General features: G+C 65.7%; 18 protein-coding genes and 1 riboswitch. Of the genes, 6 read left to right on the top strand and 12 right to left on the bottom strand.

Annotated elements, in window-relative coordinates; translation table 11 throughout:
• Positions 1-3 precede the first annotated feature (3 nt).
• From cobW to KIO74_RS20975, 10 genes are all read right to left on the bottom strand, one after another.
• A complete protein-coding gene (cobW, locus tag KIO74_RS21020) occupies positions 4-1,050 on the bottom strand; it encodes a cobalamin biosynthesis protein CobW (protein WP_213333815.1) in 1,047 nt (348 codons plus the stop codon).
• On the bottom strand, positions 1,047-1,454 hold the full coding sequence (locus KIO74_RS21015) for a DUF1636 family protein (RefSeq protein WP_249731099.1): 408 nt from the start codon (positions 1,452-1,454) through the stop codon (positions 1,047-1,049). Before KIO74_RS21015 ends, cobW begins: the two co-directional genes overlap by 4 nt.
• Entirely contained in the window at positions 1,451-2,221 is a 771-nt protein-coding gene (locus KIO74_RS21010) for a CbtA family protein (protein ID WP_213333813.1), read from the bottom strand. Before KIO74_RS21010 ends, KIO74_RS21015 begins: the two co-directional genes overlap by 4 nt.
• Positions 2,222-2,228: 7 nt before the next feature.
• The gene (locus KIO74_RS21005; RefSeq protein ID WP_213323257.1) at positions 2,229-2,402 is read right to left on the bottom strand and encodes a CbtB domain-containing protein; all 174 of its coding nucleotides are present in this window, start codon (positions 2,400-2,402) and stop codon (positions 2,229-2,231) included.
• 33 nt (positions 2,403-2,435) lie between these two features.
• Positions 2,436-2,651: riboswitch (cobalamin riboswitch) on the bottom strand.
• Between the two features lie 34 nt (positions 2,652-2,685).
• Complete coding sequence (locus tag KIO74_RS21000; protein WP_213333810.1) at positions 2,686-3,900, bottom strand: MFS transporter; 1,215 nt, start codon at positions 3,898-3,900, stop codon at positions 2,686-2,688.
• Between the two features lie 19 nt (positions 3,901-3,919).
• Positions 3,920-4,864 carry an aldo/keto reductase gene (locus KIO74_RS20995; protein WP_213333803.1) on the bottom strand — a complete coding sequence of 315 codons (945 nt, stop codon included), beginning with the start codon at positions 4,862-4,864 and terminating at the stop codon, positions 3,920-3,922.
• 119 nt (positions 4,865-4,983) lie between these two features.
• Positions 4,984-5,964, bottom strand: coding sequence for an FUSC family protein (locus tag KIO74_RS20990; RefSeq protein ID WP_213333795.1), 981 nt, complete (start codon positions 5,962-5,964; stop codon positions 4,984-4,986).
• 13 nt (positions 5,965-5,977) lie between these two features.
• Positions 5,978-6,943, bottom strand: coding sequence for an HlyD family secretion protein (locus KIO74_RS20985; protein ID WP_249731098.1), 966 nt, complete (start codon positions 6,941-6,943; stop codon positions 5,978-5,980).
• A gap of 196 nt (positions 6,944-7,139) precedes the next feature.
• Positions 7,140-8,429 carry a glycerate kinase type-2 family protein gene (locus KIO74_RS20980; protein ID WP_213333791.1) on the bottom strand — a complete coding sequence of 430 codons (1,290 nt, stop codon included), beginning with the start codon at positions 8,427-8,429 and terminating at the stop codon, positions 7,140-7,142.
• A 121-nt stretch (positions 8,430-8,550) separates the two neighbouring features.
• Complete coding sequence (locus KIO74_RS20975; RefSeq protein WP_213333783.1) at positions 8,551-9,126, bottom strand: cupin domain-containing protein; 576 nt, start codon at positions 9,124-9,126, stop codon at positions 8,551-8,553.
• Between the two features lie 135 nt (positions 9,127-9,261).
• Here KIO74_RS20975 and gabT point away from each other — a divergent pair, with 135 nt between their 5' ends.
• The 3 genes from gabT to KIO74_RS20960 all read left to right on the top strand — a co-directional run bounded on the left by gabT (position 9,262) and on the right by KIO74_RS20960 (position 13,806).
• Positions 9,262-10,557: a 4-aminobutyrate--2-oxoglutarate transaminase gene (gene gabT, locus KIO74_RS20970; RefSeq protein ID WP_213333781.1), complete on the top strand. Its 1,296-nt coding sequence runs from the start codon at positions 9,262-9,264 to the stop codon at positions 10,555-10,557.
• Positions 10,557-12,113: an acetolactate synthase large subunit gene (locus KIO74_RS20965; RefSeq protein ID WP_213333772.1), complete on the top strand. Its 1,557-nt coding sequence runs from the start codon at positions 10,557-10,559 to the stop codon at positions 12,111-12,113. Before gabT ends, KIO74_RS20965 begins: the two co-directional genes overlap by 1 nt.
• Before the next feature lie 454 nt (positions 12,114-12,567).
• Positions 12,568-13,806, top strand: coding sequence for a flavin-dependent oxidoreductase (locus tag KIO74_RS20960; protein ID WP_213333770.1), 1,239 nt, complete (start codon positions 12,568-12,570; stop codon positions 13,804-13,806).
• A 345-nt stretch (positions 13,807-14,151) separates the two neighbouring features.
• On the opposite strand, the gene KIO74_RS20955 is transcribed toward KIO74_RS20960, so the two are convergent.
• Positions 14,152-15,012, bottom strand: coding sequence for an alpha/beta hydrolase (locus KIO74_RS20955; protein WP_213333768.1), 861 nt, complete (start codon positions 15,010-15,012; stop codon positions 14,152-14,154).
• 39 nt (positions 15,013-15,051) lie between these two features.
• A complete protein-coding gene (locus tag KIO74_RS20950) occupies positions 15,052-16,698 on the bottom strand; it encodes a benzoate-CoA ligase family protein (RefSeq protein ID WP_213333766.1) in 1,647 nt (548 codons plus the stop codon).
• A 329-nt stretch (positions 16,699-17,027) separates the two neighbouring features.
• On the opposite strand from KIO74_RS20950, the gene KIO74_RS20945 reads away from it, so the two are divergent.
• The 3 genes from KIO74_RS20945 (at position 17,028) to KIO74_RS20935 (ending at position 20,576) form a co-directional block, all read left to right on the top strand.
• Entirely contained in the window at positions 17,028-18,218 is a 1,191-nt protein-coding gene (locus tag KIO74_RS20945; RefSeq protein WP_213333764.1) for an ABC transporter substrate-binding protein, read from the top strand.
• Positions 18,219-18,631: 413 nt separating this feature from the next.
• Entirely contained in the window at positions 18,632-19,546 is a 915-nt protein-coding gene (locus tag KIO74_RS20940; RefSeq protein WP_213336098.1) for a branched-chain amino acid ABC transporter permease, read from the top strand.
• A gap of 43 nt (positions 19,547-19,589) precedes the next feature.
• A complete protein-coding gene (locus KIO74_RS20935; RefSeq protein ID WP_213333762.1) occupies positions 19,590-20,576 on the top strand; it encodes a branched-chain amino acid ABC transporter permease in 987 nt (328 codons plus the stop codon).

Genomic DNA, 20,576 nt, shown 5'->3' with positions numbered 1-20,576 from the left:
CCCTCAGCCGAGGATGGCAGCCGTCACGGCCTCGCGGTCGAAGCCCTTCTGGCCGATGACCACGAGCCGGCCGCCCCGCGCCTCGGTGGCCGCGAAGGGGCGCTCGAACTGCTGCTGGAAGCGGGCGCCGACGCCCTGCACGAGAAGCCGCAGCGGCTTGCCGGCGATGGCGAGAAAGCCCTTGATTCGCAGGATGTCATGGGCTTCGGCGGCCGCCCTGAGCCGCGCGATCATCGCCTCCGCGTCCCCCTGCTCGGGGATTTCGACGACGAACGAGTCGAAATCGTCGTGATCGTGCTCCCCTTCCGCATCGTGATGGGAAGGACGCGCGTCGAGGTCGCTTTCCGCCGCCGCGCCGAGGCCGAGCAGAACCTTGGGATCGACCACGCCCTCGCGGGTGGTGACGACCTTCACGGCGCGCGGCACGGTTTCCGCGATCTCGGCGCGCACCCGGGCCTCGTCATCGCCCGTGAGAAGGTCGGCCTTGTTGAGGATGACGAGATCGGCCGAGAGCAACTGGTCCTCGAAGACCTCCTCGAGGGGATTGTCGTGCTCGAGCGAGGGATCGGCCGCGCGCTGGCGGGCGAGCGCCTCGAGATCGTCGGCAAAGCGCCCGGCGGCGGTCGCCGCGCCATCGACAACGGTGATGACGCCATCGACGGTGACGCGCGAGGCGATCGCCGGCCAGTTGAAGGCCTTGACCAGAGGCTTCGGCAGGGCGAGCCCCGAGGTCTCGATGAGGATGTGCTCCGGCGGTTCCGCCTTGGCCAGCAGGCCCTCCAGCGCCGGGATGAAATCATCCGCAACCGTGCAGCAGAGGCACCCGTTGGCGAGCTCGACGATATTGTCCTCCGGGCAGGCCTCGACGCCGCAGCCCTTCAGGATCTCGCCGTCGATGCCGACATCGCCGAACTCGTTGACGATGACGGCGAGCCGGCGCCCGTCCGCGTTGGTGAGCACGTGGCGCAGGAGGCTCGTCTTGCCGGCGCCGAGGAAGCCGGTGACGATGGTGCAGGGAACCTTGGCCGTGGCCGCCACAGGAGAGGTCATGAGGTCGTTTCCATCTTGCAGACGAGCGGCGGAACACGCGCGACCACACCCTTACGGATCGGCAGCGGGCGCTCACGCCAGGGAATGATACCGTCCGCCGCCACCGCATACTGGCGGGCGGCGAGCACGAGATCGTCGAGATGCGTGTCGGCGTCGAGATCGCCGATCACATAGGTCCATTTGCCGGGGGCGGCGAAGGCCACCGTACAGGGCCTGCGGCAGACCGAGAGACACTCCACGGGCGTGACTGTGACATCGGCATCGGCGGCGAGCCGCTCAGCCAGTGTCTGCACGAGCTCACGCCCCGGCTCGTCATAAGGTCCTTCCGTCGCGCCACCCTGCCGTCGCCGGCAGGTCACGCAGACCATCAGCGTGGTTGGCGCGACGGTTTGAGGTGCGTTCATGCCGCGCGCCGGGCGAGGCGCGGCCAGAAGAAACCGACGGCGACCGCGACCGCGGCCCACAAAGCCGCGTGCACGACGAGCGAGGCCGCGGCGAAATGGCCGGCAAGCTCGGCGGGCGCGCCGCTGGCATAGGCCTCCGGATGCGGCGCGCCAACGACATGTGGCGCGATGAGCAGGAGGATGCCGATGATCTTCGCCCAGACAGCCGGTGTGCGGATGAGGAGCCACAGCGCGACTGCCGTCGCGACGGCGGTGGACACCCACCAGATCTGCCGCGCGACGAGCGGCCCGGCCGCGCTCCCCGGCAGCTCGGGAGCGAGCCCCAGGGCTGGCGCGAGACCGGTTGCGACGAAGGCCGCCGCCGCGAAGGCGAGCGCGCTCCGGACATCGATCGTCTCGCCCGCCACCAGGAGAGCCGCCATCAGGATCAAGGCAAAACCGATCGCTGTGACGATGGTGGTAAGCCCGGTGAAGGCCGATCGCTCCAAGCCATCGGCGGGGCTCCAGCCCTCGGCGTGGTCGCCGCCTTCGCCTGTCGGCGCATGCGCCTTGACGACGTTATGTGCCAGCATGACGCCCGATGTCTGAACCATGTGGGCGCCGAACAGGCCGGCGGACATGCCGCCAAGCGCGGCGGTGCCCTCGGGTTTCTCGAATTTTTCGCCGGCCAGGATCAGCGGAGTCGTGGTGAAATGCTGCAGGACCGCGATCGCAAGTCCCGCAACAAGGCCGGCCACCAGGGCAACGGCCAGCACACGATTGAACATGCCGCGATCAGTGGCAGGGAAAGCTCAGCGCGTGGCGCGTGTCATGGGCCGCGTTGTGGACGGCCTCGGGATGCGCGAAACCCGTCACGAACACCAGGGCAACGCCCATGGCAAAGGCAACAAGGGCAACTTTCAATACCTCAGCGCGAGAACCCAATCCCGCAACAGCAACATTCGACACCGCGACCTCCTTCACTGCCCCACCGGCAGTTCCATGGCTTCCATCGCGAAGGCAGGTCTCCTGGCTTGCGGATCATCGGAGCGAACCGCCTTCCCAGACCCCCGCCGGAAGGACGGCAGATCCAGTGGCTGTCGTGGTTCGCGCCTCAACCGCTCACAGTTGCGGGGGCAGCTCCGGCCTTGGGGTGACACACCCCGCACCGGCATTCCCTTTTGACCTCTGACGAGGACCATCGCTTGCCGAAGCTAGACGCCTACTCCCGCCAAAAGTCAACGCGCCAACCTTATTCGACGAGCTTGTCGCGGTGGAGCAGTGTCGGAAATAGCCGGGTCCACGCCAAGGCGATGGCAATGGTTCCAAGGCCGCCCAGCGCGACGGCCGGCGCCGCGCCGATGAAGGCCGCCAGCGTGCCGGACTCGAATTCACCGAGCTGGTTCGAGGCGCCGATGAACACCGTGTTCACGGCAGCCACCCGGCCGCGCATGGTATCCGGCGTATCGGCCTGGACGAGCGTCTGGCGAACGAACACGCTGATCATGTCCGAGGCGCCGAGGACGACCAGCGCGCCAAGCGACAGGTAGAAGTTCGTCGACAGGCCGAAGACGATGGTCGCCAGCCCGAACAGGATGACGGCGCCGAACATGCGCTTGCCGGCGTTGCGCGCGATCGGGTGATGCGCCAGCACCAGGGCCATCGCCGCCGCTCCCACCGCCGGGGCGCTGCGTAGAAGCCCCAGGCCCGCCGGGCCGATATGCAGGATGTCGCTGGCATAGATGGGCAGGAGCGCGGTCGCGCCGCCAAGCAGCACGCCGAAGAGATCGAGCGTGATGGCGCCGAAGAGCACAGGCTTGCCGCGGATGAAGGTCAATCCTGCGATGAGCGTCGACCAGTTGACCTTCGATGCCGGAACCTTCTCCGCACGCAGGCGGATCAGCGTCACCGCGACCGCCGCCACGAGGAAGAGCAGGGCCGCGCCCCCAAAAGCGACATGGGCGCCCGCGATATACAGGAGGCCACCGATCGCCGGACCGGCGATGACAGCGACCTGCCCGATCGATGAACTCCAGGCTATGGCTTGGCCGAAGAGGTGCCGAGGCACGAGATTCGGCACGAAGGCCTGGCTTGCCGGCTGGTAGAAGGCCCGCGCCACGCCCATCAGCACGACGAGCGCATAGAGCGGCCAAACCTCGGGCGGCTGCCAGATGGCGAAGAGGGCGAGACCGACACAGATGAGCGTGTTCAAAGCGAAACAGGCCATCATGATGAGCCGGCGGTCCACCCGATCGGCCACATGGCCGGTCACCAGCACGAGACTGATGACGGGCAGGAACGCCGCGAGGCCGACCAGCCCGAGCGCAAGTGCACTGCCTGTCAGGTCATAGACCAGCCAGCCAACGGCGATATCGGTGATCTGTTGGGAGATCGACGCGCAGAAGCGCGCGCTGAGGAAAAGAGAGAAATCCCTCTCCCGGAAGATGCGCCAACTGGAGGACGCCATGGACGGTGTGCGGCTCCCCTCAGGCTGGCGTGCCGGTGATGCGATCGATCTCGGCCAGGTCCTCCGCCGTGAGACGCCAGCCGGCGGCCTCGATATTGGCCTCCACCTGTTCCGGCTTGGTGGCGCCGGCGATCACGCTCGCGACGAGTGGCCGCGCTGCCAGCCAGCTGAAAGCGAGCTCGAGCAGGCTATGGCCGCGCGCCTCGGCGAAGCCGCGCAGGCCCTCGACGACGTCCCAGTTCCGATCGTTGAAATAGCGATCGGCATAGCGCTGCTCGGCGAAGCGCGTGCCGGCGGGCGCGGCCTCGCCACGCTTGTACTTGCCTGTGAGCAGGCCGCTCGCCAGCGGGAAGAAAGGCAGCAGACCGAAGCCGTAGCGGGACGCGGCCGGCACCAGCTCCCGCTCGATGCCGCGCTCGACGAGGCTGTATTCGTCCTGGACGGAGGCGAAGCCGTTGATGCCGAGCTCACGCGCCGTGAAATATGCCTCGACAACCTGCCAGCCCGGCAGGTTGGAGCAGCCGATATAGCGCACCTTGCCGGCGCGGACGAGATCGTCGAGGGCGCGCAGCGTCTCCTCGATCGGCGTCAGCGGATCGGGTCGGTGCAGCTGGTAGAGGTCGATCCAGTCGGTTTTCAGGCGCTTCAGGCTCGCCTCGACGGCGGACATGATATAGCGGCGCGAGCCGCCCTTGAGGATGTCCCCATCGTCCATCGCCATGCCGAATTTGGTGGCGAGCACGATGTCCTTGCGGCGTGGACCGAGGACCTCCCCAAGCTGGCTTTCTGAACCACCTCGGTTGCCATAGATGTCTGCAGTGTCGAACAGGGTGATCCCGGCGTCGATCGCCTTGTGCACGACGCGGCGCGTCGCCTCCACATCAAGCCGGCCACCAAAATTGTTGCAGCCAAGACCAACCACCGAGACACGCAGGCCCGACCGGCCGAGATTGCGGAATTCCATGGCGTTTCCCCGAATTGCCCCGGACCTTAAGCATGCGACCTGTGACGATGCCGAGGGCCTTCGCGCCGCGATTGTGACGCAACCTGCGCCGAAGTGTTATGCAAATTGCGAATACGAGCTCAGGCGGACACGGCGCGGTGCAGCTTGCCGCTCATCATCCACATCACCGTCAGCATCACCGCCACGCCGGCGACCATGCCGGAGAGGCGGTTGACCGGGGCGAGGATGCTGTCGGGCGGGCCGCCGCCCGTCACGAGCGTGATCATGAAGGCGATGCCGATCTGCGTGCCGACATAGGCATGCTTGTGCGGGCTGAGATGCAGGCGCGACGCCAGGAAGATGCCTGACACGAGCGCGACGGCCCACCACAGGAAATCGGCGGCGTCGATCAGGATGACGATGAGGCCGAGGCAGCCGCCAAGGATGCATCCCATCATCCGCTGCGCGCCGCGCAGGCGTGAGGCCCCCAGATCCTGGCTGACCACGACGAGGCTCGTCACGATGACCTGCGGCAGGCTCGGCAGATCGAACCAGTTCCAGAGCAGCGCGATGACGACAGCCGCTATACCCGCCGACAAGCCCTGCTCCAGCGCGGCGTCGCGGGCGACAGCGACCGGCGCCGGCTGAAGGCTGATGGGGCCGCTGGCCGAGAAGCCCCAGGCAAGCACGGTCGCGACCAAGACGCCGATGGAGATCTCGTAGAAGCGCGTCCAGGCAAAGATATAGAGGTCCGTCGGATCGCTCATGCTGCTGGTGACGAGCAGCATCACGCTCGCGGCTCCGAGGATCCACGCATAGCCGAAGCGGCTGCGAAAACGGCCGTAGGTGCCGATCGCGGAGGCCAGGAACAGGACTGCCGCCTGCGCGAAAGGCAATCCTTCCATTGCCACCGCCGCGAAATAGCCGATGACGCAGCCGATCGCCGTCCCCACAAGCCGCAGCACGGCCTTCGTCACCAGCGCCGATGTGTCGACGTTGGAGACGATGAAGGCCGTAATGGTCGCCCAGAAAGGCTGTTCAAGGCCGGCTGCGATGGCGATAAGCGTCGCCATCAGACAGGCCACGGCAGTCACGAGGCTTTGGCGGGAGATCGCGTCCATCCGCCCCGCCCCCTCAGAAGATGACGAGAACGCGCGCGTCGGCACCCAGGTAGAAGCCGAGATCCGCGGGCCACGTGTCGAGCGCGATATCGACCGGGAAGCGACGCGGCAGACGCACCCAGTCGGTCGTCGGATCGACATAAGGCAGCGTGAGCGGCGCGGTCGGCGAGCGCGCCACGCCGGGCGCCACGCTCGTCACCCGGCCGGCATGCACGACCCAGGGCTGGGAGCCAAGCGTCAGCCACACCCGCTGCCCCGGCCGCAGACGCGCCAGATGCCGCTCCGACAGGTTCGCCACCACCCGCCGCCTGTTGTCGGTGACGAGGGTCAGCACCTGGTTGCCAACCTGCAGATAATCCCCTACGCGCGCCGTGAAGGGCGCGACGCGGCCTGCATCCGGCGCGATCACCGCCGTCTTGCCGAGCTGGTAGCGCGCGCGATTGAGCGTCGCCTGCGCCTGCTGAACGCTTGCGGCATTCACGGCAATGGTCTGTCGGGCCACATCCACATCGGCGGCCGAGGCTGCCGCGCGCGCCGTCGCCGTCGCAAGGTCGCGCGTCGCGTCATCGATGGCCTGGCCGGAGGCGAACTCGGAGCGCGCGAGGCTGCTGACCCGATTATAGGTCTGCCGCGCCGCCGTCTCGCTCGCCTGGGCAGAGACGAGGTCCGCCTGGGACGCGGTCAAACGGTCCCGCGAGAGAGCGAGTGTCGCCTCGGCATTGGCAAGCGCCGCCGTACTCTCGTCCACGGCGAGCTGATACGGCGTTGGGTCGATCGTGAAAAGCGGGGCGCCCTTGGCAACGACCTGGTTTTCATGCACGTCGAGCCGGGCGATCGGCCCCTCGATTTCCGCCGAAAGGGTCACGGTGTCGCTGTTGACATAAGCATCGCCGGTATAGGCGAAGAAGACGACCGATAGCTCATAGAGCAGAAACAGGGCGAGACAGCCGCCCAGCACCGTCGATGCCGGCCTCTTCATCAACCAATCGATCATCGGTGAACCTGCTCAAGATCCGCAGTTTCGCTTATGTCATCGCGTCGTTCGGTAAGCAATGGATTGGCAACACGTGCAGCATCCGATCACGGCGGCGATGCGATGAGGCCACAGTCCTCCCCGGAACGCCGTGCTTCGCGACCTCAGGGATGACCGGCGGGTTCCAAACGCGTCTCGCGGCTCAGCGCACCAGGATGGCGCGAAAATCGTTGACGTTTGTGAGGGTCGGACCCGTCACGACGAGCCTGTCGAGGGCCGAGAAGGCGGAATAGGCGTCGTTATTAGCCAGATGCGCGACGAGATCGATTCCCCGAGCCTTTGCCTGCGCGATCAGATCGCCGTCGACGATGGCGCCTGCATTGTCCTCCGAGCCGTCGATGCCGTCGGTATCGCAGGCGATCGCGGAGATCCCGGGCACCGATTGGGAGGCCAGCGCGAAGGCCAGCAGAAACTCCGCGTTGCGCCCGCCCCGCCCCTTGCCGCGCACGGTCACCGTGGTCTCGCCCCCAGACAGCAGCACACAGGGGCGCTTTGCCGGCTCATCATGCTCGGCGACCGAGCGGCCGATGCCGGCGAGCACCGTCGCCACCTCGCGCGCCTCACCCTCCAGCGCGTCACCGAGGATGAGCGGCGTCAGGCCGAATTCCCTGGCCTTCGCTGCCGCGGCCTCGAGCGCCATATGCGGCGTCGCCAGCATATGCATGGGCGCCGGCGCCGGCACGTCCTTGATCACATTGGCGCGGATGGCCGCCTCGATGGCTGCTGGAACGGCGATCTCATACCGCTTCAGGATGGCGAGCGCGGCCTCCGCATCCGAGGCTTCCGGCACGGTGGGGCCGGAACCGATGCTGCGCGGCTCATCGCCCGGCACGTCGGAGATGAGATAGGTGACGAGCCGGGCGGGCGCGGCGGCAGCGGCCAGCCGCCCCCCCTTGATGGCGGAGAGCGCCTTGCGCACCTGGTTCATCGCGCCGATGGGCGCGCCTGATTTCAGCAAGGCCTTGTTGACCGCCTGCTTGTCGGCCAGTGTCACGCCGTCCGCCGGAAGGGTCAGCAAGGCCGAGGCGCCGCCCGACATAAGGCAGACCACGAGGTCGTCAGGGCCAGCGGACTGCGCCAATGCCAGGATGCGGGCCGCAGCCGCCATCCCCGCCTCGTCCGGCACCGGGTGAGCGGCCTCTACAACCTCGATCGCGCGCGTCGCCATGCCGTGGCCATAGCGCGTGACGACAAGTCCCTCGCAAGCGCCCGGCCATTCCGCCTCGAAGGCAGCCGCCATCCGCGCGGCCCCCTTGCCGGCGCCAATGACGATGGTACGTCCCTTGGGCGGCTCGGGCAGACGTCCTGCGAATTTGCCGTCGGGGTAGGCCGCCGCGAGCGCGGCATCGAACAACGCCCTCAAGATCGCCTTGTCGTCCAAAGTACCCTCCACCCTATCCGTTCCGTCGATCCGCCGACCTTTTCGCCACATGGACCGCAACTGCCGTGGCAGGGCAAGCCTTTTTGCGCTGACCGGGGCACGCCGGATGCACGGCTGGGCTGGTCGCCGCGCTTAATATTTTAAGCAAGCGCCGCATAGGGCGCCGGCCACCTCACAGATAAGGCGGGGTGCAGGCGCTCACGACTTCGCAAGGCTCCTTGCCGATATTGCGGAAGCGATGGGGAATGCGGCTGTCGAACAGATAAGCCTCGCCAGCCTTCAGACGCCGGACCTGATCGCCAACGGTCAGCTCGATCTCGCCGGAGATGACCACGCCGCCTTCGCGCGAGGGATGCTCCAGCATCGTCGGGCCGGTGTCGGCGCCCGGCTCGTAGCGCTCGTGCAGGATCTGCAGGTCATGGGCGCGGGCGTCGCCCACCTGGCGGAAAGCCATGCGCCCGGCCGCGCCACGCCCACGCGGGACGACGCGGGAGGTCAGATCGGTCAGTTCGGTCGCCGCGAAGAAGATCTTGTCGTTGGTTGCCTGGTCCTCATTGAAGAACTCCGACATCGTCGTCGGAATGCCGCCGAGAATCTTGCGCAGCGAAGCCACGGACGGGCTGTTGCGGTTGCGCTCGATCATCGAGATCAACCCATGCGTCACACCCGCGCGTTCCGCGAGATCGCGCTGCGACAGTCCCGCCGCGGCCCTCAACTCGCGCAGCCGCGCACCGACGTCAAACTCCATCCATCCAGCTCCGACATGTTGCGGACTATTTTATCCATATTGCTTAAAATTCTGGGCAAGACTATCGTCCGCCGCATTGGCAGGCCGACTTTCGCGCAGGGACGCGGGTGGCGCATTTTCTGGGAGACGATGGCGATGAATGCAACAGCTCAGTTGGCGGACCGGCACAAGAGCGCCGTGGCACGCGGCGTGGCCACCAAGTCGATCTATGTGGCGCGCGCTCAGAATGCCGAGCTGTGGGACGTCGATGGCAAGCGCTATATCGATTTCGCCGCCGGCATCGCGGTGGTGAACACCGGCCACTGCCACCCCAAGGTCATCGCCGCCGTCACCGAACAGGCGCAGGCGTTCACCCACACCTGCTTCCACGTGGCGCCCTATGAGAGCTACGTCAGCCTCGCCGAGCGGCTCAATGGGCTGACGCCAGGGGATTTCGCGAAGAAGACGATGCTGGTCACCACCGGCGCCGAAGCTGTCGAGAATGCCGTCAAGATCGCCCGCAACGCCACCGGCCGCCCGGCCGTCATCGCCTTCGGCGGCGCCTTCCACGGCCGCACGCTGCTCGGCATGGCGCTCACCGGCAAGGTCGTGCCCTACAAGAAGGGCTTCGGCCCCTTCCCGGCCGACGTGTTCCACGCGCCCTTCCCGAAGACCTATCACGGCATCGACACGGCGCAGGCCATCGCTGGGCTGAAGAGCCTGTTCCTGACCGATGTCGACCCAGCGCGGGTCGCCGCCATCATCGTCGAGCCGGTGCAAGGCGAAGGCGGCTTCTATGTCGCGCCCTTCGATTTCCTGCGCGAGGTTCGCAAGGTCTGCGACGAGCACGGCATCCTCATGATCATCGACGAGATCCAGACCGGCATCGCCCGCACGGGCAAGCTGTTCGCGGCCGAGCACGCTGGCGTCGCGGCTGACATCGTGACCATGGCCAAGGGGCTCGCCGGCGGCTTCCCGCTGTCGGCCGTCACCGGGCGGGCGGAGATCATGGACGCGGCAGCGCCCGGAGGTCTCGGCGGCACCTATGGCGGCAGCCCCATCGGCGTGGCGGCCGCCCATGCGGTGCTCGACGTGGTCGAGGAAGAGAACCTGACCGGCCGCGCAGCCGAGATCGGGGAGATCATGCGCGACCATCTGACCGCGATGGCGAAGCGCAATGAATTCGCCTGCATCGGCGACGTGCGCGGTCTCGGCGCCATGACGGCCTTCGAGCTTGTGAAGGACCGTGCGACGCGTGCGCCTGACGCGGCCTTGACGAGCGCGCTCATCGCCCGGGCGGAGGACAAGGGCCTCATTCTCCTGTCCTGCGGGCCGGATGCCAATGTCGTGCGCTTGCTTGCACCGCTCACCACGCCCGTGGCACAGGTAAAGGAAGGTCTCGCCATCCTCGAGGCCGCCCTCACCGAACTCGTGACCGAGAGCCAGAACTGATGAATGGTGCCGATCTTCTCTGCGACACGCTGCTGGCCCACGACGTCGACGTCTGCTTCGCCAATCCCGGGACGTCCGAGATGCATTTCGTGGCGGCGCTCGATGCCAAGCCGCGCATGCGTTGCGTGCTGGGCCTGTTCGAAGGTGTCGTGACGGCCGCCGCCGATGGTTATGCGCGCATGGCGGACAAGCCGGCGGCGACGCTTCTGCATACCGGACCTGGTCTCGCGAACAGCCTCGCCAACATGCACAACGCCCGACGCGCGAAGACGCCGATGATCAATGTCGTCGGCGACCATGCGAGCTACCATCTGCAGCACGACGCGCCGCTGACCAGCGATATCGAGAGTCTGGCAAAGCCCATGTCCAACTGGGTGCGCCGGATCATCAATGCGGAGACGATCGACGAGGATGCGGCGGCAGCTTGGCGGGCCGCCGTCTCGCTGCCGGGTGTAACCACGCTCATCCTGCCTGGTGACATGGCCTGGGGCGCGGTGACACCGCGTTCCATCAAGCGCTCCGAGCGCCCGAAGCCCCCGGGGATCGACGAGAAGACGGTGAAGGCGGCCGCCGCCGCGCTTCGCTCCGGCAAGCGCGTCGCCCTGCTCCTCGGCGGGCGCGCCCTGCGCGTGGAGCCGCTCAGCGTGGCTGACGCGATCGCGCAGACGGCGAACGCACGCGTGATGGCGCCGACATCAAACGCGCGGGCCGAGCGCGGCCGGGGTCGCGTGGCCTACGAGCGCGTGCCTTATGTGGTCGATGTGGCTGTGGAGGCGCTCAAGGACGTCGATGTGATGATCATGGTCGGCGCAACCGTGCCGGTCGCCTTCTTCGCTTATCCCGGCAAGCCGGGCCGCGTGGTGCGCAACGACTGCGAACTGATCACGCTCGCGGCGGCGGGACAGGACCTCACCGCCGCGCTGGAATGGCTGGCCGACGAAGTGGGCGCGCCGCGCAAGGTCCAGCTGCGTCCCGCGCCCGACGCCGAGGCCCTGACCGCGGCGGTGCCTTCCGGCCCGCTGACGGCTGATGCCATCGCACGCGTCGTCATGCAGCGTGTTCCGGAAAACGCGATCCTCTGCGACGAGGCCGTCACGTCGGGCGCCTTCCATAACTACGCGCATCTTGCCGCCCCCCACGACATGCTGGCGCTGACGGGCGGCTCCATCGGCATCGGCCTGCCGCTTGCCACCGGCGCGGCCGTCGCCTGCCCCGACCGCAAGGTCATTGGCCTGCAGGCCGATGGCAGTGGCATGTATACCGTCCAGGCCTTGTGGACGCAGGCACGCGAGCAGCTCGACGTCATCTCGATCATCTACTCGAACCGCGCCTATGCGATCCTGCAAGGCGAGATGCGCAATGTCGGCGTCAAGGAATTCGGCCGTAATGCCGAACGCATGCTCGGCTTCGATGATCCGGCGCTCGATTGGGTCAGCATAGCCAAGGGTATGGGTGTCGAGGGCGTCCGCGTCACGACAACCGATGAACTGGCGACAGTTTTCGAGGCCGCCCTCAAGCGGCGCGGCCCCTTCCTCATCGAAGCGGTCATGCCGTAAGTCGACCAACTCGCGTTGCGCCCTACAGTCGTTCGAATGGCAGAAGGCGCGACGCATGTCTCCCTCTCCCCCGGGCAGAGGATTGGAGTGAGGGGAAGCCCACTACGACGACAGACCGCAAACCCTCACCCTGTCCCTCTCCCACCGGGAGAGGGAACGCCAGCGATCACTCCACGATCCCGACGACAGCGACGTTGAGCGTGCCGCCTGGCGCGACAGGCCCCCCTCTCCCGTCGGGAGAGGGTTGCGGGCTGCCCCTCACCTGCAACTGCGGTGCGACCTCTAAGCCCGGAAGAGCTGAACGATCGTCAACGCGTCCGGTCTTTCGATCGGGCGCGATTTTTTGTATCCCTCCCTCGTCTGCCCTATGCTATTGTTTTAAACTTAAAGCATTGACGTGATCCCATAGAACCGCGTCGAAAAGCGTCGATCCAGAGAACGAGGGGAACGAGCCATGAAGGCCATTATCGTCGGCGGGGGTATTGGCGGCCTGACCACGGCCTTGATGCTGCATGCCCGCGGCCTTGAGTGTGAAATCTACGAGCAGGCGGCGAGCATCCAGGAGCTCGGTGTCGGCATCAATGTCCTGCCCCACGCCATTCGTGAATTGGCGGCGCTTGGCCTCCTCGACCGTCTGGATGCCGTGGCGATCCGCACCCATGAGCTCTTTTACCTCAACCGGCAGGGCCAGGAAGTGTGGCACGAGCCACGCGGGCTCGACGCCGGCCACGACGTGCCGCAGTTTTCCATCCACCGCGGCCGGCTGCAGTCGGTCATCCTCGATGCCGTGATCGAGCGCCTTGGCGCGGACAAGGTGCATACAGGCCGTCGGCTCGCATCCTTCACCCAGGATGAAGGCGGTGTCAGTGCTGAATTCACCGACCATGCCGGCACGCCCGTCGAAACCGCACGCGGGGAGATCCTTGTCGGCGCGGACGGCATTCATTCCGTCGTGCGCCGGACGCTGTTTCCCGACGAGGGCGGGCCGATCTGGAACGGCCTTGTTCTGTGGCGCGGCGCGCGGGACTGGCCACGCTTCCTGACCGGCCGGTCGATGATCATCGCCGGCGGTCTTGAATCCAAGATGGTGGTTTATCCCATCGCCGAGGGCTCGACACCGGACACGGTCTTCACCAACTGGGCGGTCATCGGCAAGCTCGGGGATGGCACAAGCCTGCCGGCCCGCGAGAACTGGTCGCGACCGGGCCATTGGGACGATCTGACGCCAAACACCGCCGGGATCAGTATCCCGCATGTCGACGTCCACGCGCTGATGCGTGCGACAGAGACCTTCTGGGAATATCCCCTGAGCGATCGCAACCCCCTGCCGCGCTGGTCACACGGCCGCGTCACCCTCCTCGGTGATGCCGCTCATCCTATGTATCCCGTGGGCTCGAACGGAGCATCCCAGGCGATCCTCGATGCGCGCGCGCTGGGTGATGCGTTGGTTCGCGCCGAGCATCCCATGCAGGCGCTCGCCGCCTATGACGCCGAGCGGCTGCCAAAGACGGCCGAGATCGTGCATTCCAACCGTAAAGGCGGGCCGGAAGGCGTGATCGACGCGGTGGAAAAGCTGGCGCCCGAGGGGTTCACGAACATCGAAGAGGTGCTGAGCTACGCCGAGCGCGAAGCTATTGTCCGCGGCTATGCCCAGCGCGCCGGCTTCGCGGCGGACAAAGGCAAGGCGGCCTAGCGTCCGGCTCGCGCGACAGCCCCCTCTTCCCGGCGGGGAGAGGGTGGGCGAAGGGAAACCCTCCATACGACAACGGACCGCAAACCCTCACCCTGTCCCTCTCCCAGCGGGAGAGGGAACGCCAGCGATCACTCCAGAATCTTGACGACAGCGGCACAGAGCGTGCCGCCGGGCGTGACAGGCCCCCTCTCCCCAGCGGGGAGAGGGTTGGGGTGAGGGGGAAACCCTCGATATGACAGCAAACGGTAAACCCTCACCCTGTCCCTCTTCCACACGGGAGAGGGGACGCTACCGACTATCGGCAGCGCCCAAGGGATCCTGGCAAGTGTTACCCCGCCCACAAATCTATTCGCCCACCATCTCGATGACGGCGGCATTGAGCGTGCTGCCTGGCACGGCCAGGCCATCGAAGACGTTGAAGTGGTGGGTGCCCGGCACCGCGAAGGATCGCGGTGAGAGATCGGCCCAGCCAGCCGCCATGTCGCAGGACTGGCGATGGAAAGCTTCTGGCTCACGGCCACCGACCGCGAAAGCAGCCTTGGCCGGTGTGACCCACGGCTGGCCGAGCAAGGTGAGACGCTCCGCCTCCGTGGCATCGAGCCTCAGCGCCTCATTCATGGAGGTGTTGAGGAGCGGCAGAAGCTCGAACACGCCGGAAATGGAGACGATGCCGGCGATCGGCTTCTCCGGTAATCCCCGTGCCGTCCAGTCCGTCATGAGATGGAGCGCGGCGAGATAGCCGCCGGCCGAGTGGCCGGTGACGACGATGCTGCGGCGCTCGTCGTCGTTCAGCACGTCCCCGTAGAGCTTCGCGAAAGCGCTGAGCGCCGACTCACGGATATGGGCGAGCGTCACATCCGGGCAGAGCGGATAATTCAGAAGAGCGACCGACAGGCCCTGATCGAGGAAGGCATCCGCGACCCAGCTCGTTTCAAATTTCGACAACGCGCGCCAGTAGCCGCCGTGGATGAAAACCACGGTCCCTCGCGCATGCGGCGCCCGGAAAAGGTCGAACACCTCACGAGGATGCGCGCCATAGGCGATGTCGGCCAGCGGTGGGTGCCGCTCGCGCGTGGCCTTGGAGCGCGCGATCCAGTCAGCAAGGATGTCCGGCAGTTCGGGAACCGTGACGCGCGGGTTATACTCGCGCTCGTACCAGTCTCGACCTCGCTCGTCGCAATTTTGCGCTCCCATACCTGCCGTCATGCCCTGCCCCGTTTCATGGAGTAGCCCGCCCTTCAAGGATCAGGCTGTTCCCTTGGCGGTGAAAGCCTCTTCCTCGGCCCGCACGCGCAACGCATAACGCTGCAACTTGCCGCTTGAGGTCTTCGGCAATTCGTCCACGAAGACGATCTCGCGCGGGTATTTGTAAGGCGCGATCTCGGCTTTGACATGCTCCTGCAGACGCTTGACCATGTCGGCATCGCGCGGTTCGCCCTCGCGCAGCACAACATAGGCCTTGACGATGCGACCGCGCTGCTCGCAGGGCGCCCCCACGACGCCGCATTCGACGACAGCCGCGTGAGTGAGAAGCCCCGCCTCGACTTCCGGACCGGCGATATTGTAGCCCGACGAGACGATCATGTCGTCGGAGCGCGCCTGGTACCAGAAGTAACCGTCCTCATCCATGACATAGGTGTCGCCGGTCATGTTCCAGCCGTTCTGGACGAATTTGAGCTGGCGCTCGTCGGCGAGATAACGGCAGCCGGTGGGGCCACGCACCGCGAGGCGTCCCGGGGTACCGGGCGGCACCTCGTGGCCCTCGTCGTCCACCACCTTGGCCTCGAAGCCCGGGACGGGCTTGCCGGTCGAGCCCGGACGGATCTCCTCCTCGCGCGCGCTGATGAAGATATGCAGCATCTCCGTGCCGCCGATGCCGTCGATAAGCTTGAGGCCGGTAGCGGCCAACCACGCATCGAAGGTGCTCTTCGGCAAGGCCTCGCCCGCCGAGACGCATTTGCGCAAGGTGGAGATATCGAACTGATCGAGCTTCGGGATCATGGCGCGATAGGCCGTCGGCGCCGTGAAGCAGATCGTGACCTTGAATTTCTCGATAGCCGGCAGCAGATCGTCGGGCCCGGCTTTCTCCAGCACGACGAAGGAGGCGCCGATGCGCATGGGAAAGAGCACGATACCGCCGAGCCCGAAGGTAAAGCCGAGCGGAGCCGAGCCGATGAAGCGATCGCTCTCAACCGGCCGCAGCACGTTGCGCGAGAAGCCGTCGCAGATCGCCAGCATATCCCGATGGAAATGCATGGTGCCCTTCGGCACACCGGTCGTGCCCGACGTGAAGGCGATGAGGCAGACGTCATCGGCGGCCGTATCAACGGCCGTAAACTCTGGGCTGGCCCCGGCGATCAGGCTTTCGAGTGAACCGTTCTTGCCTGATCCCCAATAGACGATGCGCTTCAGCGCGGAGGTCTGGCTCGCGGCCTTTTCCATCTCGTCGGCGAGCTTGTGATCGCACAGGGCAAGCGCGATCTTCGCCTTGTCGATGGGATAGACCAACTCCTTGGCGCGCAGGAGTGGCATGGTGGCGACGACCACGCCACCCGCTTTCAGAACGGCGAGATAAGTCGCGACCATCATCGTATTATTGGCGGAGCGCAGTAGAACGCGGCCACCGGGCACGAGGCCGAGGTCGTTGACCAGTACGTTGCAGATGCGGTTCACACGCTCGTAGAGTTCGCGATAGGTCAACGCCTCATCGAGACCGAACATGCAGGGCGCATCACCATGCCCCTCGGCGATCCAGCGATCGAGAAACGCGACACAACAGTTCAAGCGTTCGGGATATTGGAACTCGGGCCGATCGAAGATCATCTCCGGCCACGATTCACGGGCCGGCAGGTTGTCACGCGCAAAGGTGTCCACATGCGCCGTGTGTGCCATCGTCATCTCCCTCGTGTGCGGCCCCTCCCCTTATCGCGGGTCCGCACGCTCCATCCGGTCGAAGGCCGACACCCGAAAAAGGGGTGCCTCACAAGGATTTGCGCCGCCGCGCCGACCATTTTCATCGCGCGGCTCGCAAGGCCCTTGCGGCCTGTATGGAATTTATTTTAATCTTGAACTATCGTCTGGCAAGGGCTTTCATGAGGCTTTCATCCCAAAGCATTGCTCGACGAGCGATCCGTTCGGAGAGATGATAAGCTCTCCACGGCAAAGTGAGCGCCTCAAGCAGCGCACCACCCAGGGGAACAGAAGTTGGGGAGATCGAAGATATGAAAGATTGCGTAACTCGCCTTGGTCTCGGCGCAATCGCAGCAGTGACGTTGCTTGCCGGGCAGGCCTTCACTGAGGCTGCCGTGGCGGCGGACAAGGTCAAGGTCGGCGTTATCGTTTCACTCTCCGGCCCCTCCGCGGTTCTCGGGCAGCAGGCCCGTGACGGGTTCGAACTCGCCGTCAAGGAGCTTGGCGGCAAGCTTGGCGGATTGCCGGCCGAGGTGATCGTCGTCGATGACGAACTGAAGCCTGACGTCGCCGTCACCCGCGTCAAGGGCATGCTTGAGCGCGATCAGGTCGATTTCGTCGTCGGACCGATCTTCTCCAACGTTCTGATGGCGATTTCGAAGCCGGTGACGGACGCGAAGACCTTCCTGATCAGCCCGAATGCCGGCCCTTCGGTGCTCGCCGGCAAGAGCTGCAACCCGTATTTCTTCGTCACATCCTACCAGAACGATCAGGTCCACCAGATTTCGGGCAAGGTGGCGCAGGATCGCGGCTACAAGAAAGTCTATCTGCTGGCGCCGAACTACCAGGCGGGCAAGGACGCGATCGCCGGCTTCAAGCGCGACTTCAAGGGTGAGGTCGTGGCGGAGTCCTATGTCCCGCTCAACACGCTCGACTTCCAGTCGGAGCTCGCCAATATCGCCGCGTTGCAGCCGGACGCCATTTATACCTTCATGCCGGGCGGCATGGGCGTGAACCTGGTGCGGCAGTATCAGCAGGCTGGCCTCACGATCCCGGTTCTCTCCGCCTTCACGGTGGACGAATCGACGCTTCCCGCCCAGAAGGATGCGGCTGTCGGCATGTTCGCGGGCTCGAACTGGGCGCCGAACCTCGACACCCCCGAGAACAAGGCCTTCGTGGCGGCCTACGAGAAGGCCTATAACTCGGTTCCGGGAAGCTATGCCTTCCAGGCCTATGACGCGGCCAAGCTCATCGACAGCGCGGTCAAGGCCACGAAGGGTGACCTCTCCAACAAGGAGGCGCTGCGCGCCGCGCTCCTGAAGGCTGACTTCAAGTCGCTGCGTGGCAACTTCAAGTTCAGCGCCAACGGCTATCCGATCCAGGACTTCTACCTGACGAAGGTTGCCAAGCGGCCGGACGGCAAGTTCCAGACCGAGGTCGTGGAGAAGGTCTTCACGAACTATGCGGATCCCTATGCGAAGGAATGCTCGCTGACCAATTAAGGTCAGCGCTGCGGGGACAGGTCATTCCGGGATGGCGCAGGCTGAGCCCGGAATGGATGGACGCCGCTGATGCGGGACTTGCCACCAGCATATCCATGGATCGGGGAACCGCCGCCACTGATCCCTCCCCTCAAGGGGAGGGATCGACGCGTCGCGGCTGACTTGATGACACGGGACAAAAAGGGGCTCCGGAATTTCGACCTGTCCCAAGGGCAACCCTTCTGTCGGGGATTTGCTCGATGCAAGAAATCGAAGAGCAAATTTATCGACTTGGATTGTTGCATCGGATGTCGTGCAAGTCGGATTCGCTCTAGCCGGAGGCCTGGATCCCAGGCCTCACGTTTCGCCCCACTCCGGGATGACCGGATGCGGATGTCATTCCTTTTACTGCCGACCATGAGCGCCTGATGCCGCTGAGCCTGTTCCTCGTCCAGATGCTGAATGGCCTGCAGTTCGGGCTCATTCTCTTCCTCATCGCCGCGGGCCTGACGCTGGTCTTCGGCGTTATGGACTTCATCAATCTCGCCCATGGCGTCCAGTACATGGTCGGAGCCTATCTCGCCGCCATGTTCACGGCACTGACGGGCAACTTCCTGTTCGGGCTCCTGCTGGCGCTGCCGACGGCGCTCGCCTTCGGCCTTCTGCTCGAGGTGCTCGTCTTCCGCAAATTATATGACCGCGATCACCTCGATCAGGTGCTGGCGACCTTCGGCGTGATCATCACGCTGAACGAGGCGGTGAAGATCCTGTGGGGTGCTGCGCCCCTCAGCGTCCCGGTGCCGGACATCCTGTCGGGGTCGATCCCGCTGATCGGCGGGCTGCGCTACCCCGTCTACCGCATTGCCATCATCATCGCGGGCCTTGCGGTCGGCCTGTTGCTCTACCTTCTCGTCAACCGCACCAAGGTCGGCATGCTCGTGCGCGCCGGCGCCTCGAATGCGCCGATGGTGTCCGCGCTCGGCGTCAACATCCGGCTCCTCTTCACTTTCGTCTTTGGCTTCGGCGCCATGCTTGCGGGCTTCGCGGGTGCGATGGTCACCCCCATCCTCTCGGTCGAGCCGGGCATGGGCGACAACGTGCTGATCCTTGCCTTCGTCGTCATCGTCATCGGCGGCATCGGTTCGGTGCGCGGCGCCTTCCTGGCCGCGCTTCTCATCGGCGTCGTCGACACGCTCGGGCGCTTCATGGCGCCGATGCTGCTGCGCGCCATCCTTGATCCATCCACGGCAAGCCAGACCGGCCGGGCGATTGCCCCGATGCTGATCTACGTGCTGATGGCCGTGACCCTGTGCATCCGACCCGCCGGCCTTTTCCCGGCCAAACGTTGAGAGTGACGCGCGTGAAAGGCCTCCCCATGCCGAGAGATCCGCGATGACGGATGCCGCCCGTCCGGTCCAGCAAAGCGCGCCGGCAGACGCGCCGCCAAACCTGCGACGGCTCGTGATGCCGATCATCGTCTTCGCGGGCCTCGCCATCGCGCCGTGGCTCGCGCAGTTCGGCACGGAGAGCTTCCTCCTGTCGCTCCTGACGCGCGTGATGGTGTTGGGCCTCGCCGCGCTCTCGCTCGACCTCCTCATCGGCTACGCCGGGCTCGTCAGCTTCGGCCACGCCGCCTTCATCGGCATCGGCGCTTATTCGGTCGGCATACTTGCCAGCCACGGGATCAACGGCATTGGCCTGCAGGTCGTCGCCGCGCTCGCGGTCTCTGCCATTTTCGCGGCCATCACGGGCGCCATCTCGCTGCGGACCCGGGGCGTCTATTTCATCATGATCACGCTGGCCTTCGGGCAGATGCTTTTCTTCCTGGCTACATCGTTGGCGGCCTATGGCGGCGACGATGGCATGAATCTGCCGAGCCGCAGCCTGTTCTTCGGCTTTGACCCGCTCGACAACGACCGCATGCTCTACTACACGGCCTTCGCGACGCTGGGCGTGGTCTATCTCGCCTGCCGCATGCTGGTCGCCTCCCGTTTCGGACGTGTGCTGCGGGGCGCCCGGCAGAACCCGGTGCGCATGCAGGCCATCGGCTTCTCGCCCTATCGCTACCAGCTCGTGCTCTATGTCATCGCGGGCATGATCGCGGCGCTGGCCGGCGTGCTGCTCGCCAACACCAGCGAGTTCGTGAGCCCGGCGACCATGAGCTGGCAGCGCTCCGGCGACCTGATCTTCATGGTGGTGCTCGGCGGCATGGGTTCCCTGCATGGGGCGATCGCCGGCGCCATCGTCTTCCTTCTGGCGGAAGAGGTGCTCGCGGGGTTCACGGAGCATTGGCACATCATCTTCGGCCCACTCCTGATCCTCTGCGTGCTCTATATCAGGGGCGGTATCACCCCCCTCATCGAGAGGACGCGGCGGTGA

The sequence above is a fragment of the Chelatococcus sp. HY11 genome (assembly GCF_018398335.1).
Lineage (GTDB): Bacteria > Pseudomonadota > Alphaproteobacteria > Rhizobiales > Beijerinckiaceae > Chelatococcus.
The sequence above is the reverse complement of the archived record's forward strand: the minus strand, read 5'-3'. Positions and strand labels throughout refer to the sequence as shown.